Origin of the sequence: Paenibacillus sp. GbtcB18, assembly GCF_019091125.1 — a bacterium.
GTDB lineage: Bacteria > Bacillota > Bacilli > Paenibacillales > NBRC-103111 > Paenibacillus_F > Paenibacillus_F chitinolyticus.
Genome location: NZ_JAGXJX010000011.1, coordinates 100,343 through 126,407, shown reverse-complemented (window position 1 = coordinate 126,407; position 26,065 = coordinate 100,343). Strand labels below are relative to the sequence as shown.

At 54.6% G+C, this 26,065-nt stretch carries 19 protein-coding genes and 1 pseudogene; 9 read left to right on the top strand and 11 right to left on the bottom strand.

Annotation, left to right across the window (positions count from 1 at the left end; genetic code table 11):
* Positions 1 to 169: 169 nt before the first annotated feature.
* Positions 170 to 460, bottom strand: a pseudogene (locus KVT34_RS25635) (spore coat protein); the annotation flags it as partial.
* 25 nt (positions 461 to 485) lie between these two features.
* Entirely contained in the window at positions 486 to 701 is a 216-nt protein-coding gene (locus KVT34_RS25630) for a spore coat protein (RefSeq protein WP_217562409.1), read from the bottom strand.
* A gap of 442 nt (positions 702 to 1,143) precedes the next feature.
* On the opposite strand from KVT34_RS25630, the gene KVT34_RS25625 reads away from it, so the two are divergent.
* From KVT34_RS25625 to KVT34_RS25610, 4 genes are all read left to right on the top strand, one after another.
* Positions 1,144 to 2,616: a PTS mannitol transporter subunit IIBC gene (locus KVT34_RS25625; protein WP_483311456.1), complete on the top strand. Its 1,473-nt coding sequence runs from the start codon at positions 1,144 to 1,146 to the stop codon at positions 2,614 to 2,616.
* 66 nt (positions 2,617 to 2,682) lie between these two features.
* Positions 2,683 to 4,767: a BglG family transcription antiterminator gene (locus KVT34_RS25620; RefSeq protein WP_217562405.1), complete on the top strand. Its 2,085-nt coding sequence runs from the start codon at positions 2,683 to 2,685 to the stop codon at positions 4,765 to 4,767.
* Complete coding sequence (locus KVT34_RS25615) at positions 4,764 to 5,201, top strand: PTS mannitol transporter subunit IIA (protein ID WP_217562403.1); 438 nt, start codon at positions 4,764 to 4,766, stop codon at positions 5,199 to 5,201. The genes KVT34_RS25620 and KVT34_RS25615 overlap by 4 nt, the downstream gene beginning before the upstream one ends.
* Entirely contained in the window at positions 5,198 to 6,349 is a 1,152-nt protein-coding gene (locus tag KVT34_RS25610) for a mannitol-1-phosphate 5-dehydrogenase (RefSeq protein ID WP_217562401.1), read from the top strand. Before KVT34_RS25615 ends, KVT34_RS25610 begins: the two co-directional genes overlap by 4 nt.
* 55 nt (positions 6,350 to 6,404) lie before the next feature.
* Here KVT34_RS25610 and KVT34_RS25605 read toward each other — a convergent pair whose 3' ends face one another.
* The 3 genes from KVT34_RS25605 to KVT34_RS25595 all read right to left on the bottom strand — a co-directional run bounded on the left by KVT34_RS25605 (position 6,405) and on the right by KVT34_RS25595 (position 10,802).
* Positions 6,405 to 8,990, bottom strand: coding sequence for an Ig-like domain-containing protein (locus tag KVT34_RS25605; RefSeq protein ID WP_217562399.1), 2,586 nt, complete (start codon positions 8,988 to 8,990; stop codon positions 6,405 to 6,407).
* Positions 8,991 to 9,389: 399 nt separating this feature from the next.
* Entirely contained in the window at positions 9,390 to 10,424 is a 1,035-nt protein-coding gene (locus tag KVT34_RS25600) for an S-layer homology domain-containing protein (RefSeq protein ID WP_217562397.1), read from the bottom strand.
* Positions 10,425 to 10,586: 162 nt separating this feature from the next.
* Positions 10,587 to 10,802: a hypothetical protein gene (locus KVT34_RS25595; protein ID WP_217562395.1), complete on the bottom strand. Its 216-nt coding sequence runs from the start codon at positions 10,800 to 10,802 to the stop codon at positions 10,587 to 10,589.
* Between the two features lie 322 nt (positions 10,803 to 11,124).
* Here KVT34_RS25595 and KVT34_RS25590 point away from each other — a divergent pair, with 322 nt between their 5' ends.
* Positions 11,125 to 11,724, top strand: a complete 600-nt coding sequence (locus KVT34_RS25590; protein ID WP_217562393.1) for a general stress protein — start codon at positions 11,125 to 11,127, stop codon at positions 11,722 to 11,724.
* 260 nt (positions 11,725 to 11,984) lie between these two features.
* Here the strand turns inward: KVT34_RS25590 and KVT34_RS25585 are convergent, their stop codons facing one another.
* From KVT34_RS25585 to KVT34_RS25565, 5 genes are all read right to left on the bottom strand, one after another.
* A complete protein-coding gene (locus tag KVT34_RS25585) occupies positions 11,985 to 13,727 on the bottom strand; it encodes a leucyl aminopeptidase (RefSeq protein WP_217562391.1) in 1,743 nt (580 codons plus the stop codon).
* Between the two features lie 169 nt (positions 13,728 to 13,896).
* Positions 13,897 to 15,255 (bottom strand): ATP-binding protein, encoded by a 1,359-nt coding sequence (locus KVT34_RS25580; protein ID WP_217562389.1) that lies wholly within the window; start codon positions 15,253 to 15,255, stop codon positions 13,897 to 13,899.
* A gap of 354 nt (positions 15,256 to 15,609) precedes the next feature.
* Positions 15,610 to 16,920 carry an anti-sigma factor domain-containing protein gene (locus KVT34_RS25575; protein WP_217562387.1) on the bottom strand — a complete coding sequence of 437 codons (1,311 nt, stop codon included), beginning with the start codon at positions 16,918 to 16,920 and terminating at the stop codon, positions 15,610 to 15,612.
* Positions 16,913 to 17,734: an RNA polymerase sigma factor SigI gene (gene sigI, locus KVT34_RS25570; RefSeq protein WP_009672036.1), complete on the bottom strand. Its 822-nt coding sequence runs from the start codon at positions 17,732 to 17,734 to the stop codon at positions 16,913 to 16,915. Before sigI ends, KVT34_RS25575 begins: the two co-directional genes overlap by 8 nt.
* Positions 17,735 to 18,105: 371 nt before the next feature.
* Positions 18,106 to 18,531: a hypothetical protein gene (locus tag KVT34_RS25565; RefSeq protein WP_217562385.1), complete on the bottom strand. Its 426-nt coding sequence runs from the start codon at positions 18,529 to 18,531 to the stop codon at positions 18,106 to 18,108.
* A 318-nt stretch (positions 18,532 to 18,849) separates the two neighbouring features.
* Between KVT34_RS25565 and KVT34_RS25560 the strand changes: the two genes are divergently transcribed.
* The 4 genes from KVT34_RS25560 to KVT34_RS25545 all read left to right on the top strand — a co-directional run bounded on the left by KVT34_RS25560 (position 18,850) and on the right by KVT34_RS25545 (position 25,327).
* Positions 18,850 to 19,065 (top strand): hypothetical protein, encoded by a 216-nt coding sequence (locus tag KVT34_RS25560; RefSeq protein WP_217562383.1) that lies wholly within the window; start codon positions 18,850 to 18,852, stop codon positions 19,063 to 19,065.
* Positions 19,066 to 19,309: 244 nt separating this feature from the next.
* Complete coding sequence (locus tag KVT34_RS25555; RefSeq protein WP_217562381.1) at positions 19,310 to 19,759, top strand: DUF4912 domain-containing protein; 450 nt, start codon at positions 19,310 to 19,312, stop codon at positions 19,757 to 19,759.
* Entirely contained in the window at positions 19,756 to 23,289 is a 3,534-nt protein-coding gene (locus tag KVT34_RS25550; RefSeq protein ID WP_217562379.1) for a 1,4-alpha-glucan branching protein domain-containing protein, read from the top strand. The genes KVT34_RS25555 and KVT34_RS25550 overlap by 4 nt, the downstream gene beginning before the upstream one ends.
* A gap of 73 nt (positions 23,290 to 23,362) precedes the next feature.
* Positions 23,363 to 25,327, top strand: a complete 1,965-nt coding sequence (locus KVT34_RS25545) for a glycoside hydrolase family 15 protein (RefSeq protein WP_217562377.1) — start codon at positions 23,363 to 23,365, stop codon at positions 25,325 to 25,327.
* 333 nt (positions 25,328 to 25,660) lie between these two features.
* Here KVT34_RS25545 and gcvH read toward each other — a convergent pair whose 3' ends face one another.
* Positions 25,661 to 26,047, bottom strand: a complete 387-nt coding sequence (gene gcvH / locus KVT34_RS25540; protein WP_217562375.1) for a glycine cleavage system protein GcvH — start codon at positions 26,045 to 26,047, stop codon at positions 25,661 to 25,663.
* Between the last annotated feature and the right edge of the window lie 18 nt (positions 26,048 to 26,065).

Genomic DNA, 26,065 nt, shown 5'->3' with positions numbered 1-26,065 from the left:
TCTCCGAACCTGTCTCCGTTCGCCCTGTCCGGCGCTTTCCCCACCGGCCGGGATCGGGGATTTATGACTGCTTTCATAATCCGATATCCTCCTCCAATTAATGTTCCAGGTCCGCAAACAAGCCGAGGCGCGCCGTATCTTCGGGGAATAATTTCATGCCCGCTATTTATACGGTCATCTGTGCGGAAGTCAGGTCCAACTGGAATTGTTCGCTTACATTGTACGGATGCAGCCACTTCTTATCGATCATCAGCTTGCTGATTTCCTCGTGAAGCTGTATGGCCTGCTCAAGCTGGCCCATCAGAATCGTGCGCACCTCAGGTGTGGCCGTCTCCGATAACGCGAAAGCGCAGTTTCTTACCCCGTTCTTGACCGTAAGCAGAAAGTCGTGCGCAAACATCGCATCCGCCTGGTTTGGCATTCCTCTGGAATTAACGGGGTCCAGATAATCATTATTCATGGTAAGCTCTCCATGCGCAGCCGCGTTAAATGGTTTGCTGCACAGGCGCTTTGGCATAAAGCCCCTGCAGTTGTTGAATGGCCTGGACGGATTGCTGGACGTCTTTTTCCATCACCGCTTTCAAATCCCTATCGAAAACGATTCCCTGCATAAATTTAGATTTAGTCAGGGCAACCGTTTTAAAATTTAGCATTTCGTGAATTTCCATCGTTTCATGTGGTGCCAGATGCTTTTGATCCATGTGATAGTCACCTCATTTCCCGGCTTGTCAACAAGACTGTTTTCATCCCGTTCCGGTCGCTTATACCAAACTCCTCCTTGAAATAAAAGGTAAAAACAAGCGCATATATTTAAACTATGTCGCTTACCCCTCACCCCGATGCCTCATCCAATTTCTGCTTTTAATTTTACCGATCCGACGCTATATCTCTTCCAATAATTCCGCTGCCTGTTTACTCTCATCATTTACACTCCCTAGAGCCGTAAGGCTTTCGCCCGGTGGCCTCGCCTACCCGCGCAGGCCGGCTTAACCGTTAAGCAAATGTTGTCAACAAGCCTCATGACGAAACCTGGTTTTCCTTTCGTTGTAGTTGAAAACGGTTTATTTTACGATTATTTCACTCCCCTTTGTCAGAAAATACAGGTGAAGGGAAATAGGTAAGGAGGACATCCGGATGAGTGAAATGACGAATCAGCAAAATGCTTCCGGCGGCCTGCGCGTATGGGTGCAGCGCTTCGGAAGGTTTTTAAGCGGCATGGTTATGCCGAATATCGGGGCATTCATTGCCTGGGGGTTAATCACAGCTTTATTTATTCCTACCGGCTGGATTCCAAGCGAATACATGGCCAAATTGGTAGACCCGATGATCAAGTACCTGCTTCCTCTCTTAATCGGGTATACCGGCGGACAGATGATTCACGGCGCCCGCGGAGGCGTAATCGGTGCGGTCGCTACCATGGGGGTCGTAGTCGGCTCGGACATTCCGATGTTCATCGGTGCCATGATCGTCGGCCCTCTGTCTGCATGGGTTCTGAAGAAATTCGACCAGGCGGTGCAAGGCAAAATCCGCTCCGGATTTGAAATGCTCGTGAATAATTTCTCTTCGGGCATTATCGGAGCCATCCTGGCTCTCGCGGCTTACACGGGCATCGGCCCCGTGGTAGAAGCCCTGAGCAAAATGCTTGCGGCCGGTGTGGAGGTACTCGTCAATGCCGGTCTGCTGCCGCTTGCGAACATTCTTATCGAGCCCGGCAAAGTGTTGTTCCTCAACAACGCGATCAACCATGGCGTGCTCAGCCCGATTGCTTTGGATCAGGCATCCCAGACGGGTAAATCCATCATCTTCATGCTGGAGTCGAACCCGGGTCCCGGTCTCGGCATCCTGCTGGCCTATTGGCTCGTAGGCAAAGGAACCGCGAAGCAGTCCGCTCCCGGCTCGGCCATTATCCACTTCTTCGGTGGAATTCATGAAATTTATTTCCCGTACATCCTGATGAATCCGCGGCTCATTCTGGCCGCAATCGCCGGCGGTGTAACCGGCACGTTCACCTTCTCGCTGTTCAATGCCGGTCTTGTCGCAACCGCTTCTCCGGGCAGTATATTCGCCTATATCGCCATGGCTCCGAAAGGCGGCCTGCTCGCTGTCTTGAGCGGTGTCCTTACGGCGACGATCGTCTCCTTCGCCGTGGCCGCGCTGCTTCTTAAAACGAGCCGCAAAGGGCAGGAAAACGATCTCGAAGAAGCCACCGAAAAAATGAAAGAAATGAAAAACGCGCCGGCTGCCGCGGCTGCAGCCAATCCCGGTTCCGTTTCGGCGGCGGCTGGCGCATCCGCGGCAGAAGCTACCGCCCCTTCCGATCGGAAAAGTAAATCGGAAGTTTCCAAAATCGTCTTCTCCTGCGACGCCGGAATGGGCTCCAGTGCGATGGGCGCTTCGATCCTCCGCAAAAAAATCAACGCGGCCGGCATTCCCGTCACCGTGACGAACACGGCGATCAGCGAAATTCCGGATGACGCGGACATTGTGATTACGCATAAAACGTTGACCGACCGGGCCAAGTTAAAGGCCCCCAAAGCGGAACATATTTCCATCGACAACTTTCTGAAAAGCCCCGAATATGAAGAGCTTGTCAAAAGACTGGGCGATTCGGAGTAAGGGTTCACGTAACGCTGACGGCTTCCGTCGGCGTTACGGCCATTTCTAATACAGGGATGATGCCATATGAAGGTATCGAAAAGACAACGGCAGATCATTGACTTTCTGCTGGGCAGACAGGACGAAGTGACTGCGGCGGAAATTGCCGGGGAAATTAACGTAAGCGCAAGAACCGTCCACCGGGAGCTGGCCGATGTAGAAGCCGTTCTGCGGCAAGCCGGAATCTCCTTGGTAAGAAGGTCGGGCTTCGGCATTCGATTGGAAGGCAGCCCGGAGAAACTGGAAGCATTAAAGCAGAGTCTGACACCTCCGGAAAAAGGCCACCATACCTCCGAGGAGCGTAAGGTCCTCATTCTCGGCTGGCTGTTGAGCGGCAGTGAGCCCGTCAAACTGTTTTCACTCGCCCATGACCTCCGAGTGGCCGTTCCGACCGTAACGGCGGACCTCGACGAACTCGTGGAGGGCTTGCGAGAGAAGGGCCTGAACCTGGAACGCCGCAGAGGCTTCGGCGTTCATATCGACGGCCCGGAGCCGGCGATTCGAAGAGCGATTGCCGAGTTGATCCGGGAGCATATGAGCGACTCCGAATTGTTCGGCAAGCGGGATTCCGCAGCCACCGATCCCGTCATCCGGCTGCTTCTTTCCCTTCTCGGCAAAGACGACGTCTTCTTCCGGGTGGAAAAAGCGCTCTGGCATCTGGAAACCCGATGGCCGAAAAAATTGCCCGAAGCGGAATACACGCTGCTTCTTATCCGCCTGTCCGTCGCTCTTACCCGAATCCGCGAGGGCAAGCTCATAAAGCCGCGGGAAGAGGCATCCGGCGAGGAGCCCGCAGACCCGGATGACAAAATCGGCTATTTCCTCGGCTTTCTGGAGATGCCGGTTCCCCCGGCCGAACGCGCCTTTCTCGCGCGTGAACTCGCCTGCTGGGACAATCCTTACCGGGAGCTCGATGACCGGCTGCTGCCGGGCGATCTCCAGCTGGCCGAGTCGGCCGTCCGGTTAATCCGCTTTATGGAAGAGTGGCTCGGAATCGGGCTGCTCCAGGACCGTTCGCTGATGAACGGGCTCGTCCACCATATGAGACACTCCCTGCAGCGGATCCGGGACGGAACCGTTATCCGGAATCCCCTGCTGACTCAGATCCGGAAGAAATACGAGAGTTTGTTCGATTTGGTTCGCCAGGCCATGACCCGCACTTACCCGGATTTGGCCGTTCCGGACGAGGAAATCGGCTTTCTGGTGCTTCACTTCGGAGTTTCACTGGAACGGGCCAAAGAATTTCCCCGCAACGTCCGGGCCCTTCTCGTGTGCACCAGCGGAATCGGATCGTCCAAAATGCTGGCGGTGCGGATCAATAAGGAGCTGCCTCAAATCGAGCTTATCGGACGCGCTTCCTGGTTTGAAGCGTCCCGCTATCCGGAAGATCAGTACGATCTGATCATCTCCACGGTCGATCTTCCCGTCGATCCCAGCCGGTACATCAAGCTCAGTCCCTTGCTTACGAAGGACGAAACCGAGAAGCTGCGTACTTTTATCCAGACTATCACACTGAAAGAAACGGCGCAGATTTCCCGGACAGGGGATGCCGCTCATGATTCCGATATGCTCCTCCGGCTGAGGAACGTAAAGAAATATGTGGAGGAAATTATCCATCTGATCGAGCATTTCGAGGTTTACGCCGAAGAAATCCCGCCCGGCGGAACCGATTTGAAAAGTGTTCTGTATAGACTGTGCGGGCGCGCGGAGCTTCAGGGAGGATTAACGGACGTTGAGCCGGTCGTGCAGCAGTTGATCGACAGGGAGGCTCAGGGGAGCCAGCTCCTATCGGATACGGAGCTTGCCCTTTTTCATACGAGAAGCACCGCCGTCCCCCATCCTTATTTGTCCTTGTTCCGGTTGAGCGAACCGCTCTACTTGAAATCGGACTCCGGGGAAGAACAGCCGGTTCACCACATTTTATTCATGCTGGCTCCACGCGAAATCTCGAAAGAGAGCCTGGAAATTTTAAGCGAAATCAGCGGATTGCTGCTTTCCCCCGAGTTGATCTCGCTGCTTCAAGCGGGCGACAAAGACCCGATTAAGCAGTTCTTTTCCCGGGAGCTGGAGCAATTTTTACAATTAAAAATGGAATGGAGAGTTTCATCATGAGTATTCTAGCCGCAGATAAAGTAAAACTGAACGTAAAGGTCACGGACAAATACGAAGCGATCCGCATCGTGGGGCAAATGCTGGTGGATGCCGGACATGTGCCTGCCGAATATATCGGAAAAATGATCGAACGCGAAGACGATCTGTCCACTTACCTCGGAGAAGGTCTGGCGCTTCCTCACGGAACGAGCGATTCCAAACATATGGTCCAATCGACGGGAATGTCCATCGCCATCGTCCCGGACGGAATCGACTTCGGAGCCGGGGAACCCGCTTATCTGGTCATCGGCATAGCCGCTTCGGGCCACGAGCATATGGAGATTTTGACGAATGTGGCGGAACTCGTTTCCGATGAAAATACGATGAAGCAAATTCTGGATGCCGATACGCCGGAAAAACTCATCGAAATCTTCGAACAAGGGATGCAGGCATGAAGGCGGTCCATTTCGGAGCAGGCAATATCGGCAGAGGCTTTATCGGCTTGCTTCTATCCCAGTCCGGTTTTGAAGTTTGCTTCGTTGACGTCAATTCGGACCTCGTCAACCTGCTGAACAAAAAGAAACAATATACCGTCACCCTGGCCAATGAACAACAAGATGCGACGGTGGTCAAGCAGGTATCCGCCGTTAACGGTACCGATCTTTCCAAGGTGGCGGAAGCCGTAGCCGAAGCTGACCTGGTCACTACCGCGGTCGGCGTGTCCGTTTTGAAGCATATCGCCGCGGGTATCGCGCAAGGCATCTCCAAGCGATTGCAGACCGACGCAACGTCTCCTCTTCATATCATCGCATGCGAAAATGCCATCGGAGGCAGTACCCGGCTCAAAGAGCATGTGTACAGCCATCTCTCGGCGGATATGCAGGAACTCGCGGACCGCTTCATCGCTTTCCCCGACGCGGCCGTAGACAGAATCGTCCCGATTCAGCGGCACGAGGACCCGCTCGCGGTAACGGTCGAGCCTTTCTATGAATGGGTAGTAGACCGTTCCGCCATGCTGAACGGCTTCCCGGAAATTGCCGGCATTCACGCGGCAGACAATTTGGAGCCCTACATTGAACGGAAGCTGTTCACCGTCAATACGGGACACTGCAGCGCGGCTTACCACGGCTACCTTCGGGGCTATGAAACCATACAGAAGGCGATGGCCGCCGAGGACGTTCTGGACGAAGTCCGCAGCGTGCTTCATGAAACCGGGGCCATGCTTGTGCGTAAATACGGCTTCGACGACGCGGAGCACCGCCGCTATATCGATAAAATTCTGGAACGGTTTGTAAATCCGTACCTCACGGATGAAGTGGTGCGGGTCGGACGATCCCCGATCCGCAAACTTTCCCCGGACGATCGCCTGGTACGTCCGGCACGGCTGGCTGACGAGCTTGGGCTTGAAACCGGCCGCTTGACCAAAGCGATGGCCGCTGCCCTGCGCTTCGACTATGCCGACGATCCGGAGGCGGTTGAGCTTCAAACATCCATTCGCGAGAATGGCGTGAGCAGAGCGGCGACGGACATAACCGGTCTTCCGGAAGATCATCCGCTTCACAAAGGTATCATGGACCATTACGATTCCCTCCGGAAATCTTAACGGCCTGTACAGAAAAAGGACCCGCTGCCGCGGGTCCTTTTTTTCATTCACTCGTTTAGTTGACCGTCACGTAGACTTTGGTCGATTTCTTCGCATACGTAACCGTAATCGTGGCTTTGCCTTTGCCGGTTGCCCGGATGATACCGTCCTTCACATCCGCTACACGGATGTTGGAAGATTTCCACAGCGCCTGGACCGTAGCGTCCTGCTCGGACAGATCCTCGAACGTTGCCGTGGCCTTCACTTTTGCCGTAGCTCCCGCTTTCAGCTCCACGGTAACTTTATCGGTTTGCAAGTATTTCAATTTGTCCACATCGACAGGAATCGAAATGCTCTTGCCGCCGAACGTGGCGGAAACCGTCGTGCTTCCCGCGCTGACGCCTGTCACTTTCCCTGCGCTCACGTCCGCAATTTTGTAGTTGCTGGACTTCCAGAGGACGCTCGAAGTGACGTCTTTCTTGCTTCCGTCCGAAAGGGTCGCCGTTACTTTGATTTGAACGCTCGATCCGGATTTGGTCGTCACGAAACGCTTGTCCACTTCAAGCGTAGAAACGACGCCGATTTCGACAGGAATCGTAACCGTCTTGCCGCCGTACTTCGCGGTGATCGTCGTTTTGCCGCGGGAAACCGGAGTCACGAGACCGTTATCCACCGTGGCGACTGCCGCGCTGCTGGAGCTCCACTCCGCTTCTTTCGTCACGTCTTTCGGCGTTCCGCTGCCGTCCGTGCTCGTAAGGGTGATCAGTTTGTTCTCGCCGAGATCGAAATTCAGGAACGTCGGATTCGCCGTCAGCTTGTCCGCCATGTCGACTTGAACCTTGAATGTAACCGTCTTGTTATTGAAAGTGGCTGTAATGGTGGACTCGCCGGAAGCGACACCCGTTACCAGACCGGCATCTACGGTCGCCGCTTTCTCATTGGAGCTCGTCCAGGCCGCTTCTTTCGTCACATCTTCTTTGGTGCCGTCCGAATACGTCGCCGTCAGATCCAGCACCTGAGTACCGGTCTTTTTCAATGAAATGGTCGTCTTGCTGCCGGTGGTCAACGTTTTCAGTACCCCTACGGACACTTGAACGACAGCCGTTCTCGTTCCGTATTTCGCCGTCACTGTCGCGGCACCTGTGCCTACGCCGGTGATCACGCCTTTGCGTACTTCCGCGATGTCCAAGGCGCTGGAGGTCCAGTCGGCCTTGTCCGTTACATCTTCCACCTTGCCGTCGCTGTAGATGGCGTTCAGCGTTACCTTCTCGTAGCTGCCCACTTGGAAGTTAACGGTCTTCGTGCTAGCTTTGATCGTGTTCGGAATATCGACCGACACTTTAACCGTGACGGTTTTGCCGCCGTAAGTCGCGGTTACGTTGGCTTCTCCGGCTTTACGCGCGGTTACTTTGCCGTCCGTCACGCTGACAACCGCTTCGTTGTCGACCGTCCATTTGGCTTCATCCGCCACGTCTTCCTTCGTATCGTCGGCAAAGGTCGCCCACAGGACGATTTGCTCCTCTTTGCCGGTTTGCAGGAACAACGGATCCTTCTCGGCTTCCAGACGCTTCGGAACATCCACGTCTACGACGACCGAAACGGTTTTCGTGCCGTACTTGGCCGTAACGGTCACTTCGCCCGTAGCATTCGCGAACAGCTTGCCTTTGACGACGCTGACGATATTCTCGTCGCTCGAAGACCAGTCCGCACGAGCCGTAATATCATCGGAGCTGCCGTCGGCATAAGTCGCTTTCAGGTTTAGCTGCTCCGTGCCGTTTTTCTTCAGCAGAACCGTTTCCTTGCCCAAGTCCAGCTTGATGGCATTGTCCACGTCTACCTTGATAGCCGCCGACTTCGTGCCGTAGCTTGCCTTGATCGTAGCTTTACCCGGTCCATACCCGGTGACTTTGCCTTTCAGCACATCCGCCACATTCGGGTTGTCGGATTCCCACTCGGCGATGTCCGAAACATCCTCGGAAGTACCGTCGGGATAAGTCGCGATTAGCGTGATCGCTTCCGAGTCTTTCAGCAGCATGGAGATCTGCGATTTATCGGGATCTACCCGCTTCGCGATTTCGATGCTGACCGGTACGGAAACGGTCTGGTTGTTATATTTCGCGGATACGATCGCCGTACCCGAGCTTTGACCTGTGACGAGACCGTTGACGACCGTAGCCACGGAACCGTTGTCGATGTTCCATTCGGCCTTCTTCGTTACGTCTTCGTTCGTACCGTCGTCATAGTAGGCCGTCAGTTTAATTTGTTCGGATTTGCCTTTGCGCAAATCAATCGTTTGTACGTCTTTAATGAGGGAACGGACATGCTTGTTTACCGTCACGTTGACGATAACCGTTTTCCCTTTATGGGTGGCCGTAATGACGGCTTTGCCTTCTTTCTTCGCCGTAACCGATCCCGCATACACGGATGCGATTTCCGGAGAACCGGAGGTCCAGTCCGTTTTAACCGTTACGTTCTCGGTCGCGCCGCTGTCGTAAACCGCGGTTGCCGTAAGGGAAGCGGTGCCGCCTACCTCCAGCGAAAGCTCGTTTTTGTTCAGCACCAGGCTGGTAACTTCCAACGCCATCGCGCTCATTGCGCCGAAGCTGCTCGATACCAGAGTTAAGGTAAGGAATAAAGCCAAAATCCTCATTGCCCGCATCATTTCATCTCCTAGTCTTTGTTCTTGTTGGACAGCCCTCGCGGAAACCTGCTTGGATAAGCATTTCTTCCGCAACTGTTCAAAAAGCTGACCTTCTTTTCGTGCCGAACCCGAACTGTAATTTCGACGTCCTTGTCGGTACCTGGAAAATGTAATCCCCCTTTTAGGTCAAAGGCGTTCGCCCGGCAGAAACGGTAACTTCCGATTAAGCGTTTCATTAACGCTTGACTGGCGGTTTACCCAATTGTTGGAATCCCCTCTTCTAATATCGACAAAAGGGAACAAAATGTTTAGCCTCAATCTCCATAAACAATCGTCCGTGCAGAAAAATTCCGTCCCTCCCCATTCAGCCAAAATAAAAAGAGATTCATGGAATGAATCTCTTCGGGTAACGTTCCGCTCTTATTTGTTTGTGTGCTTTTCGAACAAATCGTTCAGCTTGCGCGCCGCCTCGTTATACGGCCGGATACCGCCGTTATCGACGTGGAAATAGAAATTGCCGTCCGCGAAGCCCAGGTACGTGCTCTGATCCTTCACCATCAGGATTTCCTCCGACCCCTCCAGGTAATAATAAGTGGAGTCGAAGCCTTTGAAAACGGCCGCACCCGGAAGCTCGACATCGCCGGACTGAAGCTTTTCATCTACCGCTTTGTACATAATCCTCGATGCCTTGCCCTCATAGTAAGCGACATAGAAATTTTTATACTCTTCGGCAACATCCCCGTCCAGCTCATCCTGCCCTTTCAGGAACGGGGTTCCAAGAATAGCGGTGACTTCCTCCGCCTTCTGTCCCAGATGCAATCCGTTCAGGACAAATGACCCGCCTTCAACTGCGACAACAGGCTTGTCGAAACGTTTGCCGTACTTGCCCGTTTTCTCCATGACACGGTCGATCAGAACGGCCGCTTCCGCACGGGTAACGGGAGCCTCCAAGGCCAGATCACCTTCCGCACGCCCCTGCAGGATGCCTTCTTTTACGCAGAGCGCCACCGCGTCTTCATCCGGAACCGATTTAAACCTCCATTCCGGCTGAATCAGCTTGCTCACCACACGCACGATTTCGAGGCGGGAAGCGGGATTCAGCATCGTTTTCGGGAAAGCTTCGTCCACAAGACCTATCTCCGCCTGCGCTTTATTTAAATAAGCTCCATACCAAGCGGCATAGCTGCCCAGATCGGGTTCGTAAGAAGGGTCATTGGCCATCACGGCCATCTTGACGAACTGGATGCCCGTTACCTTCGCACCCGGATCGAACATTTTCTCGGACACCCCGTCAATTACGCGCATTTGAGACGTGCTGATTAAACTGTCCTGAGCCCAAGGAACCCCGTCAATATCCTCGTAAAGCCAGTGAGCGCTTGCAGGCGACGCAGCCATGACCAGCACGAACGCGGTTCCGGCAGTCAGTGCGCTTTTTTTCCAAAAAGACCGATTCATTCTTCTATACTCCCCCTCATTGTTTGGATATGTATTTTATCCCCACATGGTATGCAGTACTTTTCGCGATAGAAGAAACAAAATCCTCTCTTAAACGGAACTGAGGCACATCTGTCCTCACAAACACGCCTGCACCCCTCTTCAGGCTCCGTAGGTAACCTCTTACTGCATTTTCCGCCTATACACCACGCGGGACCACAGAAAAACGGCATTGCCTACAAGCAGAATCGTAAACTCCCACCCCGTCTTCCCCGTGCTGAAAAAATTATAAAGCCCCCAGACAAGCAGAGCCGCCGTATAAAAAATAAAAGCGATCTTCGCCGACTTGTCCGTCTGATATCGTTCCATTTCATCCGCTTTACGCAGTTTCAGTTTCATACCCTTTTCCTCCCGGTCTACGGTGTAAAAGCTCTCTAGCGATTTCATTTAAAAATGTCAAATATATTTTACATATGTTTATTATAAAAGAACGGACAACAATGTCAAATAGTTTTTACATTCTATAATTCGCTTCCTTAAAGAGAAGCATTGTTTCCACTCCATCTCGGTTATTCACGAGGCCCGTTAATATCTGGAAATGCCCGTAAGTTGTCCGAAATCCGTTTACCCGCGGAGCCTGCGGGGTAAGGATATGCTGTAACCGGAAGAAAACTAAGCAGGATGAAAAAATACGTACTAGACTCTTGAGGAGGTAATTCAAATGGATAAGAAAATTGTTGGTGTTTTCGATACAGAAAGAGAAGCTATTCAAGCAATCGACGGTCTTAAACAGCAAGGTTTCCATGCCGATGATATCTCCGTTATTGCCAAGGATAAACAAGATTCAGCCGATATTTTAGATGAAACCGGAACGAAGGCGCCTGAAGGCGTGGCCACCGGTGCAGCAACAGGCGGCGTTCTCGGCGGTGTGACCGGCTTGCTGGCCGGCATCGGCGCGCTCGCCATTCCGGGCGTAGGCCCCTTCATCGCGGCGGGACCGATCGCCGCTACATTGACGGGCGCCGCTGTCGGAGCGGGCGCAGGCGGTCTAGTGGGCGGCCTGGTAGGCATGGGCATCCCGGAGGATGAAGCTCAGCAATACGACAACTATGTCAATGACGGCAAAATCCTCGTCCTCGTCGATTCCGATGCCGAACGCGACGCTCACGTTTACGACACGTTCCGCACGAACCGTTCCCTGAACGCATCCACTTACGACGACCAGGTATTCCGCGATACGGACACCCCGGCATACGACGTCAATTCGGGTCTGCCTTACAATGCGCCGAATGATGACATTGACCGTTCTCGCCGTCTGTAAGCCAGCATCAAGCAAGTCGGACACATCCCCTATTAAAATAAAACCGAAAAGACCCGGTCCTCGTACAAGGACCGGGTCTTTCTTTTATAAATTTCCTATCCGGCTGACCAACGCCCATGCTAAGCCCTATTACATCCTTGAGCTTGCCGGGTGTTGACTGTTGACTGTTGACTGTTGACTGCGAACTACTGACTGCGTAACGTACAGGCAACGTTCGCGGGCACCTGATGCCAACCGCCCGGGTCGACTTCTAATGTGTCTTACACTCCGTCACCGGCACCGCAAATATATTCGGCCAGCGTACGCACCATAGCGCCGGTGCCGCCCTTCGGATCGATTCCTCGGTCCCCCCAAAGCCATGCCGTACCGCCCGTATCCAGATGAATCCACGGCTTATCTTCGATGAACGCCTCGATAAACGAGCCGCCCATAATCGCTCCCGCCCACTTATGAGCGGCAGCATTTTTGATATCGGCGACCGTACTGCGCAGCATTTCCCGGTATTCGGGGAAATTCGGGAGCTGCCACACCTTTTCTCCCGCTTGTATCGAGGCTTGCAGCACGGAAGCGAGGAAGGCGTCGTCGTTCGTCTGGGCGCTGGTGGCGACATCGGCGAAAGAGACGAGAACCGCGCCCGTCAGCGTGGCGATGTCGATCAGACGGGTTGCCCCTTTCTGAATCGCATACGTGACGCCGTCCGCAAGGATGAGACGCCCTTCCGCATCCGTGTTCAGCACTTCGACCGTGCGTCCGCTTAAGGTCGTGATCACATCTCCCGGGCGCATCGCCGTCCCGGACGGCATATTCTCGGCGGCCGGTATGACAATCCTCAGGTTGATGCGCGGCTTCAGGCGACCCACCACGATCAGCAGCCCGAGCAGCACCGCCGCTCCGCCCATGTCGCTGATCATCTCTTCCATCCCGCCCGCAGGCTTGATGGAAATGCCGCCGGTGTCAAAGGTGACGCCTTTGCCGACAAGCCCCAGCACCTCACCCGACGACGGATCGCCGTCGTAGCTCAGCGTAATCATGCGCGGCGGGTTCGCGCTGCCGAGGCCGACGGCCGCGAGCGCTCCCATGCCGCGCTCCACAATCGCCTGCTCATCCAGCACCTCGCAGGCGATTCCGAACTGCCCGGCCAGCTTCTCCGCTTCCTTCGCCAGATCGGAAGGAAGCAGCAGATTGCCGGGCAAGTTCGTCAGGTCGCGCGCATAATTCGTCGCGACCGCATACGCTTCGGCGGCAGCCACCGCCGCCTGCAGCGCTTCCCCGTTCAGCGCGTCCCGCTGAACGAACAACTGCGCCGCGGCCAGTTCCTGCCGCGGCTTCGCCTCCCGCGCGTACGTCGCGATGCGGTACGCGCCGAGCAGCAGCCCTTCCGCGACGGTGAACACCGCCTTCGCGGCAGAAGCCGCACCCGCAGGCCGCTCGTCTGCCGAGCCGATGCCTTGCGGTGCAGGCCGCGCGCCCGCCGCCATCCGTGCATCCGCTCCGCTCACGCCCTGCGGCTCGGCTTGCACGCCGTCAACGCTTGCGGCCTTCACCGAAGCGCCTCCCGCGGCACCGGCTCCTCCTGCGCCCTGCGCCGCACGCGGGGCCGCGTACGTCCCTCCGCGCGGAGGTTCAGCCGGGAAGGCCCCCTCCGGCAGCAGCACGGCCAGGCGGCCCAGCCCGAGCCGCTGTGCTTCGCGGGCCGCTTGTACCGCGGCAAGCCGCAGCGTGTCGCGGCCCGCCGGCGCCGCACCGAGACCGGCGGCGATCACGTACGGTGCGGCCAGGCGACCGTATGCCGGAAGCACGGTCACTTCGCCGGCGCTTCCTTTGAAGCGTCCGGCACGCTTCAGCCGGTCCAGCTCAGCCCGGAGCTCCTCCGGCAGATCCGGCAGGCTCCCCAGGTCTTCTCCCTCAGTCGTGAAGAACAGCAGGGCGTCCGCATCCGCCGAAGCCCAACCGCCGCTTTCCGTGATAGAAATTTTCGTATTCGTTGTATAGTCCGCTCTCATCTAAGAGTTCAGCCCCTCTCATGCCTCTGGCGGCAAGTCTTTCCTTCGATCCGCGTTTGCAGTATTCCCGTTCTAAATAGTCAAAACTCCCTCAGGCCGGCGAGTTTATCTTCAACATCGTCAGCGGGGAGCATATGGGTGTTCTTTTCTATTGTAATACACCGTGGCGTCAGTTTAAAGGGAGCTGAATCCGGAAGCTTGTCCCCTCTCCAACTTCGCTTTCCACATGAATGACGCCGCCATGGTTTTTGATAATACGGTAGCAGACGGAAAGCCCCAGGCCGGTCCCGTCTTCTTTCGTCGTAAAAAACGGATCGAACAGTTTTGAAAGCGTTTTCTGATCCATTCCTCTGCCGTTGTCTTCTATGTAAATCCATACTTGATGATCCACTTTAATCGTCCGAATGCGAATAAGCCCATGCTCTTTCTGTCCGTCGGACATCACTTCTATGGCATTTTTAACAATGTTGAGCAGCACCTGCTTGATCTGCTTCACGTCCACCCATACGTACAAATTCGGGTCGGATTCGCTTAACTGGATATCGCAGCCTTTTAACAAAGCCTCACTCTCGAACAGCAGCACGACTTCCTTAATAAGAGAGGCGATCTGGATCTTCTGCTTCACCGGAGCCGTAGGCTTGGACGAATTCAGAAATTCAAAAATGATATCGTTGGCGCGGTCGATTTCACTTAAAATAATATCAGCGTAATCCTGTTTGCCCAAACGAAGCAGTTCAGGCTGCAAAAGCTGAATAAACCCGCGGATCGAGGTAAGCGGATTACGGATTTCGTGAGCGATGGAAGCCGCGATTTTCCCCAGCATGGCCAGCTTGTCGTTATAATAGACGGATTGCTCGATCCGCTTGAAGTCGGTCACGTCCTTAACGGAAATGAGAATGTCCCCGTCCAGCTCCTCATCGTACTTGGCCGTTACCAGAAAGTGCTGGCCCTTCTCGTCCAGAACTTCCTGAAAGGGCAGCCGGTACACGAACATCTCGCGGTGAAGCTTGATCAGAAGTTTACGCATTCCTCTCGAAAGCTTCCGCAGCCTGACCAGCTCGTAGAACGTGCGTCCGATCATGCTTTTGCGAGGAAGTCCCAGGAATTGGCCGAGCTTTACGTTGGCAAACGAAAGAAAGCCTTCCTGGTCGAATAACGCTATTCCGCTGTCCATATGCTGGAGCACATTCTCATACTTGCTGTTGGACGGCGGGTAGGAAGAGTCCTGCATTAATCTGTCGGTAAATCGTCTTGACGGTTCTTTACCAACCTGCTCGGATTGTGACGTGCAAAAGGATATCGCTTCACTAAGTATTTGGAACGATTGCTGATAATACAGCACAGCATCTTCAGGTCTGGCAGGGCCGGTTAACTCCCGCATGCATCTATCATGCAGAAGAGTCACCTCTTGCGGCAGCATAGAGGAGATAAGCGGTTTGAGGGTGCTGGAATATGAGCGGGCTTCCTCCGGTCCGCTTTGCATCAATACTTGCAAAACTTGCAGATACATCGTTCGGATATCCGGCATGTGACTCCTCCTAGATTATGCGTGGGGTTGTGTACCCGGCACAACGACACTTTTCGTCAAAAATCAAGGGTTTTTCGTCATTTTCTTACATTTCCTCGCGAATTTGCTAATTATCGGAATCTCACTCATTGTAACATAGGAAGTTTAAAATTACGATACGATTTGGAGCGTAAAAAGAGGAAAATGTAAGATTCCGCCTTAAAACCGGCAGCGCCTGCCTGCTGCCGAAATTTCACTGTCCGGTCTGGATATGCGAGCTAAATAACCCCGCGGTCGGCGGGGTTATCTTTTTTCCTATTCGAGCCTGTTTGCAGATGGAGCGCTTATTCGTTCAAGCGTTGAACGTGTATCCGCTCAGCCGATGTTATAATAAACCGGGCCATCCTTGAATTCGATCCGGAAAGAATGTCCGCCTTTCCAGGAACCTTGGTCATCCCTGTCGTCGTTCTCCCGATTCTTGTCTTTCTTTTCTTTTTCTTTCTGCTGCTTCTCGCGTTCTTTCTCCCGTGCTTTTCTTTCTCTTTCTTCTTTTTCCTTCTCCGCTTCCTGTTTCCTCTTCATCTCTTCCTGGGCGCGCTTGTATTCCCGCTCCACTTTCTGACGAAGCCACTGTTCCCGCGCGTTGTCCGCGTTGCCGCTGCCCGTGTAGGTATTCTCCTTTTTCGGGGTGGGTGTGGGAACCGGCGTATTCTGGGTTCCGGAGGTTTTGCCGGACGTATTCGCCGTATTTCCTGACGCATTGTTCGAAGGCGTAGGCGTCGGAGTAGACTCCGGCGTCTTCGTAGACTCCGGCTGGTTCTTGTCTTCTTCATTCGGAAGAGCCACGTTGTCCTTGTTCCAGGAACCTTCTTTTTCCATGGCCAGCCAATTTGTGAGGTTATCTTTGTTGATGGGCTGTGTGCGGTTATACAGCTTACCCATTCCGCCCATCTGCTTGGCCAGTGTGTAAATGGACATATCACGCAGCTGATCAAGGCTGATTTCGGTCCCCATACTCTTCGCGTTCAAATAAATCGCGTACTTGCCCGTGGACAACTGATGCGTACCCGCTTCCTGCCGCAGTTCAGGCGGAGCCGCGAAAGCCGCGACCGCATATTTACTCAAGTCGGCATGATTCGCGAGCAGATGTTCCGTTACCTGCTTCTCCATTTTGTCGGCCAGGAGAACGTCGCTCACCTTGCGCTCGTTGCCTATAACCGTACTCGAGATAATAATATCCCCTTCGCCTTTGGCGAGCGGGCCTTGATCCAGCCATTCCAAAATAACGGACGCGGCCTGGGTCAACGGCTTGCCTTCCACATGAAGCGCCTTGGCCATCCGAGCGCCGTCCTGATTAAGCCCTCTGACCTCCCGTACGATCTCCTCATCGTCGAGCGCAAGCTCTACGCTCGGGTTAACGTCCATCGTCACATACGCCGCCACTTTGACCTGGCTGCCCATGTTTAACAAGCCGCCGATGAAAACAAAGCAAATAATCGCGGCAGCCGTAAGACCGGATGTCAGCACCAAAATCTGAGAACGCCCGAATCCCCTTGTCGATTTGTAACTGATTTCTTGTCCGACTTGGCAGTTTCGCCCTTTCTTAGAAATGCGCTCGAAACGCCCCTCCTCCGTCATGACAATAATGCTGTTTCCCTTCAGCTCCATGACGATGCCTTTACTCATATGCCTCTCTTCTTTCCTGGAAAGTTTGCTTTGATTGCTCTTTAATATGCAGATATTCTTTGAGATATGGATAGGAGCCGGTGTGTATGAGCGCTATGGCAATCAAATACTTTCGGTTTCGTTCCAGCGTTTTGCGGGAAACGCTAACCTTACCCAGAAGTTCCTTAATAGGAAGCTGCTTTTTGCTAAGCAGAAGACGCATCAGTTCAGGGTCTTCGGAGAGGAGCTTGCCGATCCCGAATAACATGATGCGAGAATCTTCGTGCTTGGGAGAGGCATCGACCAAATCGGTAAATTGAATGGAGAAAACGGCAAGATTGCGGTTAAATTCCACAATTTCTCCGCGGCGTTCTTCTATTCCCTTCTGTTTCTCATACTGTTCCAGCGCTTGATGAATCTCGATGGGATTTACGTAATGATCTTCTTCGTCCTCCTGGTCAAACGCACTGTACGGAATCTGTCCCTTGAACCGCTGCTCCTTTCTCAAATAATCGATCAGTCTGCGGCGCATAACCGTCTCGGCAAAACCGAGAAACGAACGCCCCATGTCATGGGAGAACTGATTAATGGCTTCGTTAAACGCGGCTAAAGCGATACTGAATTCATCGTCTCTGGCAGGATCAATATATCTTTTGCAAAAGCGGCTTGCCACCTTGATGACAAACGGCTGGTAATCCGAGATAAACTGATTGCGCAGACGCAGGTCTCCCTGCTGTATTTTCTTCACAACCTCTTCAGGCTGCGGTGCGTTTTTTTGGTGGTGGCTGGACTGACGTTTGCTGCCGAATAACTTCTTAAACAGTACCAGAATCACTGTTCCACCTCACTTATACAATTCGATTTCCAGCAATTTCTTCGGGGGGTCAATCTTTGCTATTATAGCACAAGCTTTATTATCGGCGAAAAAGTTAAGAGATTTCACAGAATTTTCTCAGAAAAAAGAGCGGAATACCCCCTATCTTCTCAAAAAACGCGGATGGAGCAAAATTGTATCCCAGAATTAGCAAACTAATGGTATTATCCGTAAACGAATCGATCAATAGTGACGCCTGTACTTATTAGAAAAAGCTGTACGAAAACCGATTCTTCCCGCACATTTGCATGAAACAAAAAAAACGGCCAGAGCACCCTCTGGCCGTTTTTATATGAGAATACCATCTATAATAAGTGCGATTGCTTTGAGGCTTACGGACTTTGAGGCGTACGCCCTTTAACAAGCTTGCTCCGGCGGCGGCTGAGCACCTGAAGACGTTTTTTGAGCTGGTCCTCCCACGCGGTGTCTCCGAGAGACTTAGCGACCGAAAGCAGATCCAGTCCCATGTCGATCTGATTCTGGACTACATCCATCGGCTCCTCATCCTCATGGTTCACGCAGTTCTCATAGATAGCCGGTCCCTGCTTGCCTTCCACATAATCGATGAAATCAACCTCGGCGGCACCGTCCCCGTGCGCGTATTCGGCGAGCAGCTCATACTCGTTTTCTATCAGATGATGAACCTCGATCCGGTGACACACCGGACAGAAAAGGATCGGGACATTGTGAATGCTTGTTCGTATATGTTTAAGGGTCCCCTTCGACCCGATCATACTTGCACCGCAGCAAAAACTCATAATACTTCCCTCCCAAGGATTGTCCTGCAGACCTTCCCGGCCTGCGGAAGTGAATTTACGCATGTCGTTTGCATGTGATGCTTTATTTTACAACATTCCTATTCACCGGCACAAAGGAAAATTCCTCTTTTTCTAGCAATATAGGCCTCGCCCGACACCGGTTTTTAACCTCTAATCGCAAGCTTATACCCTTCTGGGCCAAGCTTTGCCGCGCTTCTAACTCTAACACAGCCCGCATAAAATAAGAGGAACAGGACTTCCGGGAACTGCGCTAACGACGCCGGAGTCCGTTTTACCACCAGATCGGAGGGACGTGCAATGACGATTATTCCCATCATTTCTCGGCAGATTGCTTTTGCCAAATTCGAGAGCCAGACCGGTGAATTCTCGGTCTATTACCACACGGGAAAGGTGGAGAATTACACCGGTTTCGACCTGGAAGACATTCAAGCCCTGTGGGACTCGACGAACCGTTACGATACGCTGATGCGCTTGACGGAATCGCGGCGGCTTCCCCAGACCACCCCTACATGATGATGACGGACCGGAGGTAAAATAAGCGGCGGTAACCGACAACGGGAAGCGGGACACCCTGCCGTCGCTGCATTCTCCGGCTTCCTCCGCTCAAAGATTGGGAGCTTCCTTCCGCTGTGCTACAATAGAAGCATTCAAAAACGATACGGCATATGCCCGGCAAGGAAGAGAGGAATTTACTCTGCACGGTATTCGTTCAAACCATTCCCCGCTGCCGCAGCCCAAGCTCGGCAATGTGCATCTTATGATTCAACGGCAGACGGTTCTGTTTGTTTACTGGTCGCTTTCATCCCGCCTGGCTTCCATGATCGCCGAGTACGGAAACGAAGCCGAACAAGGTCTGGTATCCGTCCGCATAAACGGGTATGGTGAAGGTTCCGACGAGTCTGTCGTTTATGTGGTCCGAACCATGCCACCGGCCGAAAATGCCGGTTCCGCCTATATCCGCACGCAAGGCCGGAAGGGCCTATGGCAGGCGGAATTGGGAATCCTGAATGCCAACTGCGGCTTTCTTCCTTTATTGAGATCCGCTCCCGTTAGGACGGGTGACGGTTCCGGCGAAAATCCGTTCCCGGAAGAAGGGCGGCACAGCGGGAACAATCATCCAGCTTTTCCTCTTCTGCCGGTAGATTTTGGCTTCTATTCTACTTACACGATCTATCCGCCGCCCAAACAGGAAGGAGAAAAGCCGTGAGCGTATCCCAGCCCGTTCCCGCTCTGCTCGTTTTTCACGCGCATTTGCCTTACGTCTACCGGCCCGACGGCGGTCTCACTCTAGAAGAATATTGGTTCCATGAAGCGATGTGCGACGTCTATTTGCCCTTCGCGGATTGTATGGACCGTCTGCTAAACGACAAGATCTGCTCCCCGGTGACCTTGTCCGTAAGCCCCGTACTGCTGTCCATGTGGGAGAATCCCGACCTGCTGAAACGTACCCGGGAAATATTGAAACGGCGTGTGGAGCTGGGCCGCAAAGAACAAGAGCGGCTTGCAGACAAGCCCGGGCCGGCCTCCCTTGCCTCCCGCTATGCCGGAAGGTATGTGGACATGCTTGCTTTATTCGACAAAATAGACGGTAAAATCATCCCGCGGCTGCGCCTTTATGCCGACCGCGGCCTGATCCAGCTGATTCCCGCAGCCGCTACCCATCCTTTCCTCCCTTTGTTCAAAACGGAGGAAGCCGCGTTCGCGCAATTGCATACCGCCGTGACGGAGTTCCGGCGGTATTTCGGCTTCGCCCCCTCCGGGATCTGGCTGCCGGAATGCGGGTATACGCCCATGCTGGAGCCTATCCTGCTTAGGCTGGGGCTGCGCTTTACGATCCTGGAGGCGCCGGAAGACAAAGCCGGGGACTCCGGGCAGGGACCGTCCGCCCCGTATGTCACACCGGACGGCCTCCGGGTTTTCACCCGGGATGCGGCCGCCTCGGCTCTCGTGTGGAGCCGGGATAGCGGCTACCCCGGCCACCCCGATTATCGCGAATATTACCGCGATATCGGGTACGAGCTCGGCCGCGGCACTCCGGCCGAGCAAGCTTACATCCGGCCGTACGTGCTGCCGGATGGCACATCTGTTGCGACAGGCTACAAGTACTGTCGCATAACGGGCGCCGCCGAGGGCGGAGCCGGCGGCAAAGCCCCGTATGACGCCGACAGCGCCGCGGAGCTGGCCGCCGTTCATGCGAGACATTTCCTCGCATCCCTCGGCGCGGCTGAGCCTCCCGGCAGCGAAGCGGCAACGGGCGAAGCGGCCGTCGATGCCGCTGGCTCCGCTGCCGATTGGGATGCTGCCGTGCCGACCGCCCAGGCGGCAGCCGGGCTTGCCTCCCCCGCTTCGGCTGCCGCCAAACGCCAGCCTGCGGAGGCTCCCTCGGCTTCGGACCCTGCGGAGGCCTCGGCAAGGCCGACGCGAGCCGAACTCTCAGACGTTCGGCTCCACTGCGCAGCACCGGAAGCCGAGCCCATCCGTTTCTCCGGCAGCTATGCTGGAGAGAGCGGGGCCAGACCGCAGGCCGCTTCCGCCTCGGAGGCACGCCTGCTGCCGCCCCGGCCGATCGCCGTCTGCGCCTTCGACCTGGAGCTTTTCGGGCACTGGTGGCACGAAGGCCCCCTCTGGCTGGAAACCCTGCTGCGCGAAGGTGACCGTGAACAGCGGCGGCGGTATACCGCCAGCGGTTCGAACAGCGGCCCTTCACTGCCTGATTCGGAGAAGCAGCCCGTGTTTCTTACGCCTTCTCTATATGAGGAGCGCTACGCTTTCGGCAAAGGCACGGCCCCCGTTCTATCCAGTTGGGGACGGGGAGGCGATGCCAGAGTCTGGCTGAATCCCGCTACAGACTGGATGTATCCGCTTCTGCATGCCGCAGAAGAAGCCATGTCCCTGGCCGCTGCCCGGACAGACACCGCAGCGAGAAAAGCTCACCAAGCCCCCGCTGCGGAACTTGATGCTATTTTAAGCTCGGATCCTTCTTCCTTCTATTCCCCCTACTCCGGCCCGAATCGGCGCGATGACGAAAATTTTCCGCACACCGCTATCACCGATAAAATTTTGCGCCAGGCTGCCCGGGAGCTTATGCTCGCCCAAAGCAGCGATTGGGCGTTTATGATCGAGGCGGGAGAAATGGCGGGCTATGCCGCCGGAAGATTTCACGAACATAGGAATAACTTCTATCAGTTGCTACCGATACTGGATGATATAGATGAGAGACAACCCGCCGTTCTTTCACCCGAGAAGCTAGAATCGCTTCATAGAATGGAAAGAAGCGCTTCTCTTTTTCCCGATGTTAATTGGAGAGCCTACCTCCCGGGGTATCTTTCCGAAACGCCAACGGATAAAAAACGATCCCAGGCACCCGCCTTTGCTCCCGCCGATCCTTTGCCTGAAGATCAAACAGACGTCCAAGAGCGACAAACCGGCCAACCATCCGCCGGATGTTCACAGGCAAAACCGCCTGCCGCAAACAGCTTCACCGCCGTTCCGGATACCGGCAAAAAAGCCCCCCTCCGCGTTCTCGTGCTGGCCTGGGAATTCCCGCCTCATCTGATAGGTGGGCTGGGGCGAGCGGTTGGAGACCTTACGGCACAACTGGCCCGTGACGGGCATACTGTGCATGTGATAACATGCCGCCGGGATGGCGAGGCCGCAGACAGTCTATGGAACAGAGTGCACGTTCATCGCGTGGAAGTGCTGCAAAGCTCCGAATCTCCGGCTTTTCTCGACTGGGTGTTCAGCTTGAACATCGCCATGATTTTACGAGTGGAACGTCTGCTGGAGGAAAATCAGGGGCTTCGGTTCGATATCCTCCACGCGCATGACTGGCTGGTGTATTACGCCGCCCGTGACTGCCGGCAGGCTCTTCGCCTGCCGCTTGTCGCTACCCTGCATGCAACCGAACACGGACGCAAGCTGGGCCGGCTGGATGACCCCGTCTCCCGCAAAATTCACGCCGCGGAAAGCAGTCTGGCGGAGCTGGCCGACAAACTTATCGTTTGCAGCGATTCGATGGCGGAGGAAGTGACGTCGCTTTTCAACCGTAAAAAATCCGGCGTGACGGTCATTCCGAACGGTCTTCCTGCCGCTTCCGATGCGGAAATGAGCCGGGAGCCGCATCCGGTTCCGGCATGCGCCGGAGATTCCGGGCGTCCGCTGCGCTCGACGTTTGCAAAGCGCCGGATTCTATATCTCGGACGCCTCGTCCCCGAGAAGAATGTTCCGCTGCTTCTGGCAGCGTTCCCTTACGTCCTGGAGCAGTTCCCGGAGACGGAACTGCTCATTGCCGGAACGGGACCGGAGGCGGCTTCCCTCAGCAGGCTGGCCGCTCCCTTCGGAGACCGCGTAAGGTTTACGGGCTTCGCCGACGAAGCCGCCAAAGCCGGGCTTTTGGCGCAAGCCGATGTCTGCGCCATTCCGAGCCTATACGAGCCCTTCGGAATCGTGGCGCTTGAAGCGATGAGAGCCGGCGTCCCTCTCGTCGCTGCGGATACCGGCGGGCTTGCCGGACTTGTCGAAGACGGCGTAGACGGCTTCCGGCTCCCGCCGGCCGATCCCCGGGCTTGGGCAGGGAAGATTTGCCTTCTGCTGGGCGATCCGGAGCTCGCGGCTCTTTTTACGAAGCGCGCCTCCGCTAAATTACACACATGCTTTAATATGAAGGAAATCGGCGACGCCACCGCGAACGTTTACCAAAGCGCCATAAATTGCCAAAGATCGACAAAAACTTGTTGACCTCTTCTTCTGAAAACGGTAACCTTATGGCGAATAACCTGGATTTACCAGTAACCAGTAAGGAAGTGATTTTTTGCCCAGACATTTCGTTGTCGGTAACGGGAAGTTTCTCATCAATCTGGATGAACACTCTTACATGCGGGATTTGTACTACCCTTATGTAGGGCAGCTGAATCATATCGGCGGGTATCATTGTCGTGTCGGAATTTGGGTGGACGGTGCTTTTTCGTGGTTGGACGCGCCTGAATGGCAGTTTCAGCGTGCTTATGTGGAAGACTCCTTAGTGACCGACGTGAAGGCGACGCATCCCGGCCTCGGGGTAACGCTTCGCATTCAAGACGGCGTGCATCAGCGGGAGGATATTTTTCTGAAACGGATTCAAATCACCAACCATCACTCGGCGGTGAAGGAAGTACGGGTATTTTTTAACCAGGATCTCGTCATCAACGAGACGGAAGTCGGCGACACTGCCGCCTATTACCCGGCCAATCACACCGTTTTCCATTATAAAAAAGACAAATACTTCATGTTCAACGGAAGTACGGGAACGGACGGCATTTTTCAATACACAACCGGAATCAAGCGCTTTTACAATGCCGAAGGCACATGGCGTGACGCCGAGGACGGCCATCTGATGGGCAATCCGATCTCGCAGGGCTCGGTCGACAGCACCATCTCGTTCCGGATGTATGTGCCGCCTTCCGGCGACCATACCCTGTACTACTGGCTGAGTGCGGGACGCACGCTTGAGGACGTGAAAAAGCTCGACAAGTATGTCAAAGAAAGCCATCCCGGCAAGCTGCTCGACCGCGTTCAGATTTACTGGCAGCGCTGGGTCAACAAGACAGAGCGGTCGTTCGGCGATCTCAGCGGAGAAATTATCCGCTTGTTCAAACAGAGCCTGCTCCTTGTGCGCACCCAAACCGACGTGAACGGCGCGATTATCGCGGCCAATGATTCGGACATCATGCAGAGCAACCGCGACCATTACAGCTACATGTGGCCCCGCGACGGCGCTCTGGTCGCCTACTCCATGTCCATGGCCGGCCATCAGGCGATGATGGAGCCGTTCTATCGTTTCTGCGCCAACGTGATTTCTCCCGAGGGGTATTTGCACCACAAATACAACCCGGACGGTACCGTCGGATCAAGCTGGCATCCGTATGTACACAACGGCGGCGAGCAGCTGCCGATTCAGGAAGACGAAACGGCGCTCGTGCTGTTCGCTCTCTGGCAGGACTATAAGAAGCACGGCAATCTGGAGCTGGTACAGTCTCTCTACCGCGATCTGATCCGCAAGGCCGCACGCTTCATGTCCACTTATATCGACCAAGAGCTGAATCTGCCGAAGCCAAGCTACGATCTGTGGGAAGAACGATACGGTATCTATACGTTCACCGCTTCCGCGGTTTACGGAGGACTGATCGCCGCGGCTAACTTCTGCAACCTGTTCGGCGATGAGGAACGCAGCAGCCGCTACACCCATACGGCCGAGAAAATTAAAAACGGCATCCTCACTCATCTCTGGGATGAGAAAGAAGGCCGTTTCGCCCGCGGTTTGCATCAAAAGGACGGAACTTGGGTCCGCGACATGACGCTGGAAAGCTCGGTCTACGGAATATTCGAGTTCGGCGTTCTGCCGGCGGACGACGATCGTGTCGTGCGCACCATGCAGGCCAACAAGAACGGCCTGTCCATCAAAACCCCTGTCGGCGGCGTAGCCCGCTATCATCACGATTATTATTTCCAGCGGTCGCAGGATGTGAATCAGGTGCCGGGCAATCCCTGGATCATCTGTACGCTGTGGATCGCCGAATGGGAAATCGAATGCGCCAAGAAGCTGGAAGATCTCGAAGTACCGCGGCAGACGCTGGAATGGGTCGTGAAGCATCAAATGGAGAGCGGGATACTTCCCGAGCAGCTCGATCCGTATAACGGCGATCCCGTATCCGTCGCCCCTCTCACCTGGTCGCACGCTACCTTCGTTCTCGCCGTTGTCAAATACTTGAGCAAATATGAGCAGCTTGCGGGAAAATAACCCCGCCTGCTCCCGAAATAAACCGCAAGCCGTTCAAATTCGGCCTGCGGTTTTTTTCATCATCTTTCTCCTCTATCAGGCGGTGAGCCGTCCTGTCCCTTACAAAAAAGGCAGAAACCGCTCTCCACCCGAAAAAGCCAGCAGAGATGCTTTACGGCGCTTATACGGGCTTATACCGGCTTGTAAGGGATTTTTCCGGCCCTCCACGGGCGCGTGAAAGGCCCTTCTGTTTTTCCCCGCCGCTGCACACGCTTGGATGCCCCGAGCCGCCGCACGGGAAAGACGAAAGGTACCTGTCATGACCATACCGCGGCACCTCATGACCGGCGGCGTCTACAGCCGCTCTCCAAATACTTCGGCATATTTGTCCGCGCTCCACAAAGCCTCCAGCTCTTCCGGCTTGTTCATCTCAATCTGAATAAGCCATCCCGATCCGTAGGGAAAACGGTTGATATAATGGGAGTTCTTAACCAACTCCCGGTTAGTGGATACAATCGTTCCGGACAACGGCATAAACACATCCGTTTCCGCCGTAACGGACTCCATTATCCCCAGAAAATCGCCGGCCTGCAGCACCTCCCCTTCCTCCGGAAGCTCTGCAAACACAATCATTCCGATCTCCATTTGCGCGTAATCCGTCAATCCGATCGTAGCCCGGCTTCCGTCTACCCGGACCCACTCATGATTCGGGGTATACAACAGTTCCTGCGGGATATCCATCCTGCCCCTCCTTTCTGT

Bases quoted from the DNA above. Each gene is read 5' to 3' on its own strand.
- KVT34_RS25630 (WP_217562409.1), bottom strand. From the start codon at position 701: ATGGATCAAAAGCATCTGGCACCACATGAAACGATGGAAATTCACGAA.
- KVT34_RS25625 (WP_483311456.1), top strand. From the start codon at position 1,144: ATGACGAATCAGCAAAATGCTTCCGGCGGCCTGCGCGTATGGGTGCAG.
- KVT34_RS25620 (WP_217562405.1), top strand. From the start codon at position 2,683: ATGAAGGTATCGAAAAGACAACGGCAGATCATTGACTTTCTGCTGGGC.
- KVT34_RS25615 (WP_217562403.1), top strand. From the start codon at position 4,764: ATGAGTATTCTAGCCGCAGATAAAGTAAAACTGAACGTAAAGGTCACG.
- KVT34_RS25610 (WP_217562401.1), top strand. From the start codon at position 5,198: ATGAAGGCGGTCCATTTCGGAGCAGGCAATATCGGCAGAGGCTTTATC.
- KVT34_RS25605 (WP_217562399.1), bottom strand. From the start codon at position 8,990: ATGATGCGGGCAATGAGGATTTTGGCTTTATTCCTTACCTTAACTCTG.
- KVT34_RS25600 (WP_217562397.1), bottom strand. From the start codon at position 10,424: ATGAATCGGTCTTTTTGGAAAAAAAGCGCACTGACTGCCGGAACCGCG.
- KVT34_RS25595 (WP_217562395.1), bottom strand. From the start codon at position 10,802: ATGAAACTGAAACTGCGTAAAGCGGATGAAATGGAACGATATCAGACG.
- KVT34_RS25590 (WP_217562393.1), top strand. From the start codon at position 11,125: ATGGATAAGAAAATTGTTGGTGTTTTCGATACAGAAAGAGAAGCTATT.
- KVT34_RS25585 (WP_217562391.1), bottom strand. From the start codon at position 13,727: ATGAGAGCGGACTATACAACGAATACGAAAATTTCTATCACGGAAAGC.
- KVT34_RS25580 (WP_217562389.1), bottom strand. From the start codon at position 15,255: ATGCCGGATATCCGAACGATGTATCTGCAAGTTTTGCAAGTATTGATG.
- KVT34_RS25575 (WP_217562387.1), bottom strand. From the start codon at position 16,920: ATGAGTAAAGGCATCGTCATGGAGCTGAAGGGAAACAGCATTATTGTC.
- KVT34_RS25565 (WP_217562385.1), bottom strand. From the start codon at position 18,531: ATGAGTTTTTGCTGCGGTGCAAGTATGATCGGGTCGAAGGGGACCCTT.
- KVT34_RS25560 (WP_217562383.1), top strand. From the start codon at position 18,850: ATGACGATTATTCCCATCATTTCTCGGCAGATTGCTTTTGCCAAATTC.
- KVT34_RS25555 (WP_217562381.1), top strand. From the start codon at position 19,310: ATGATTCAACGGCAGACGGTTCTGTTTGTTTACTGGTCGCTTTCATCC.
- gcvH (WP_217562375.1), bottom strand. From the start codon at position 26,047: ATGGATATCCCGCAGGAACTGTTGTATACCCCGAATCATGAGTGGGTC.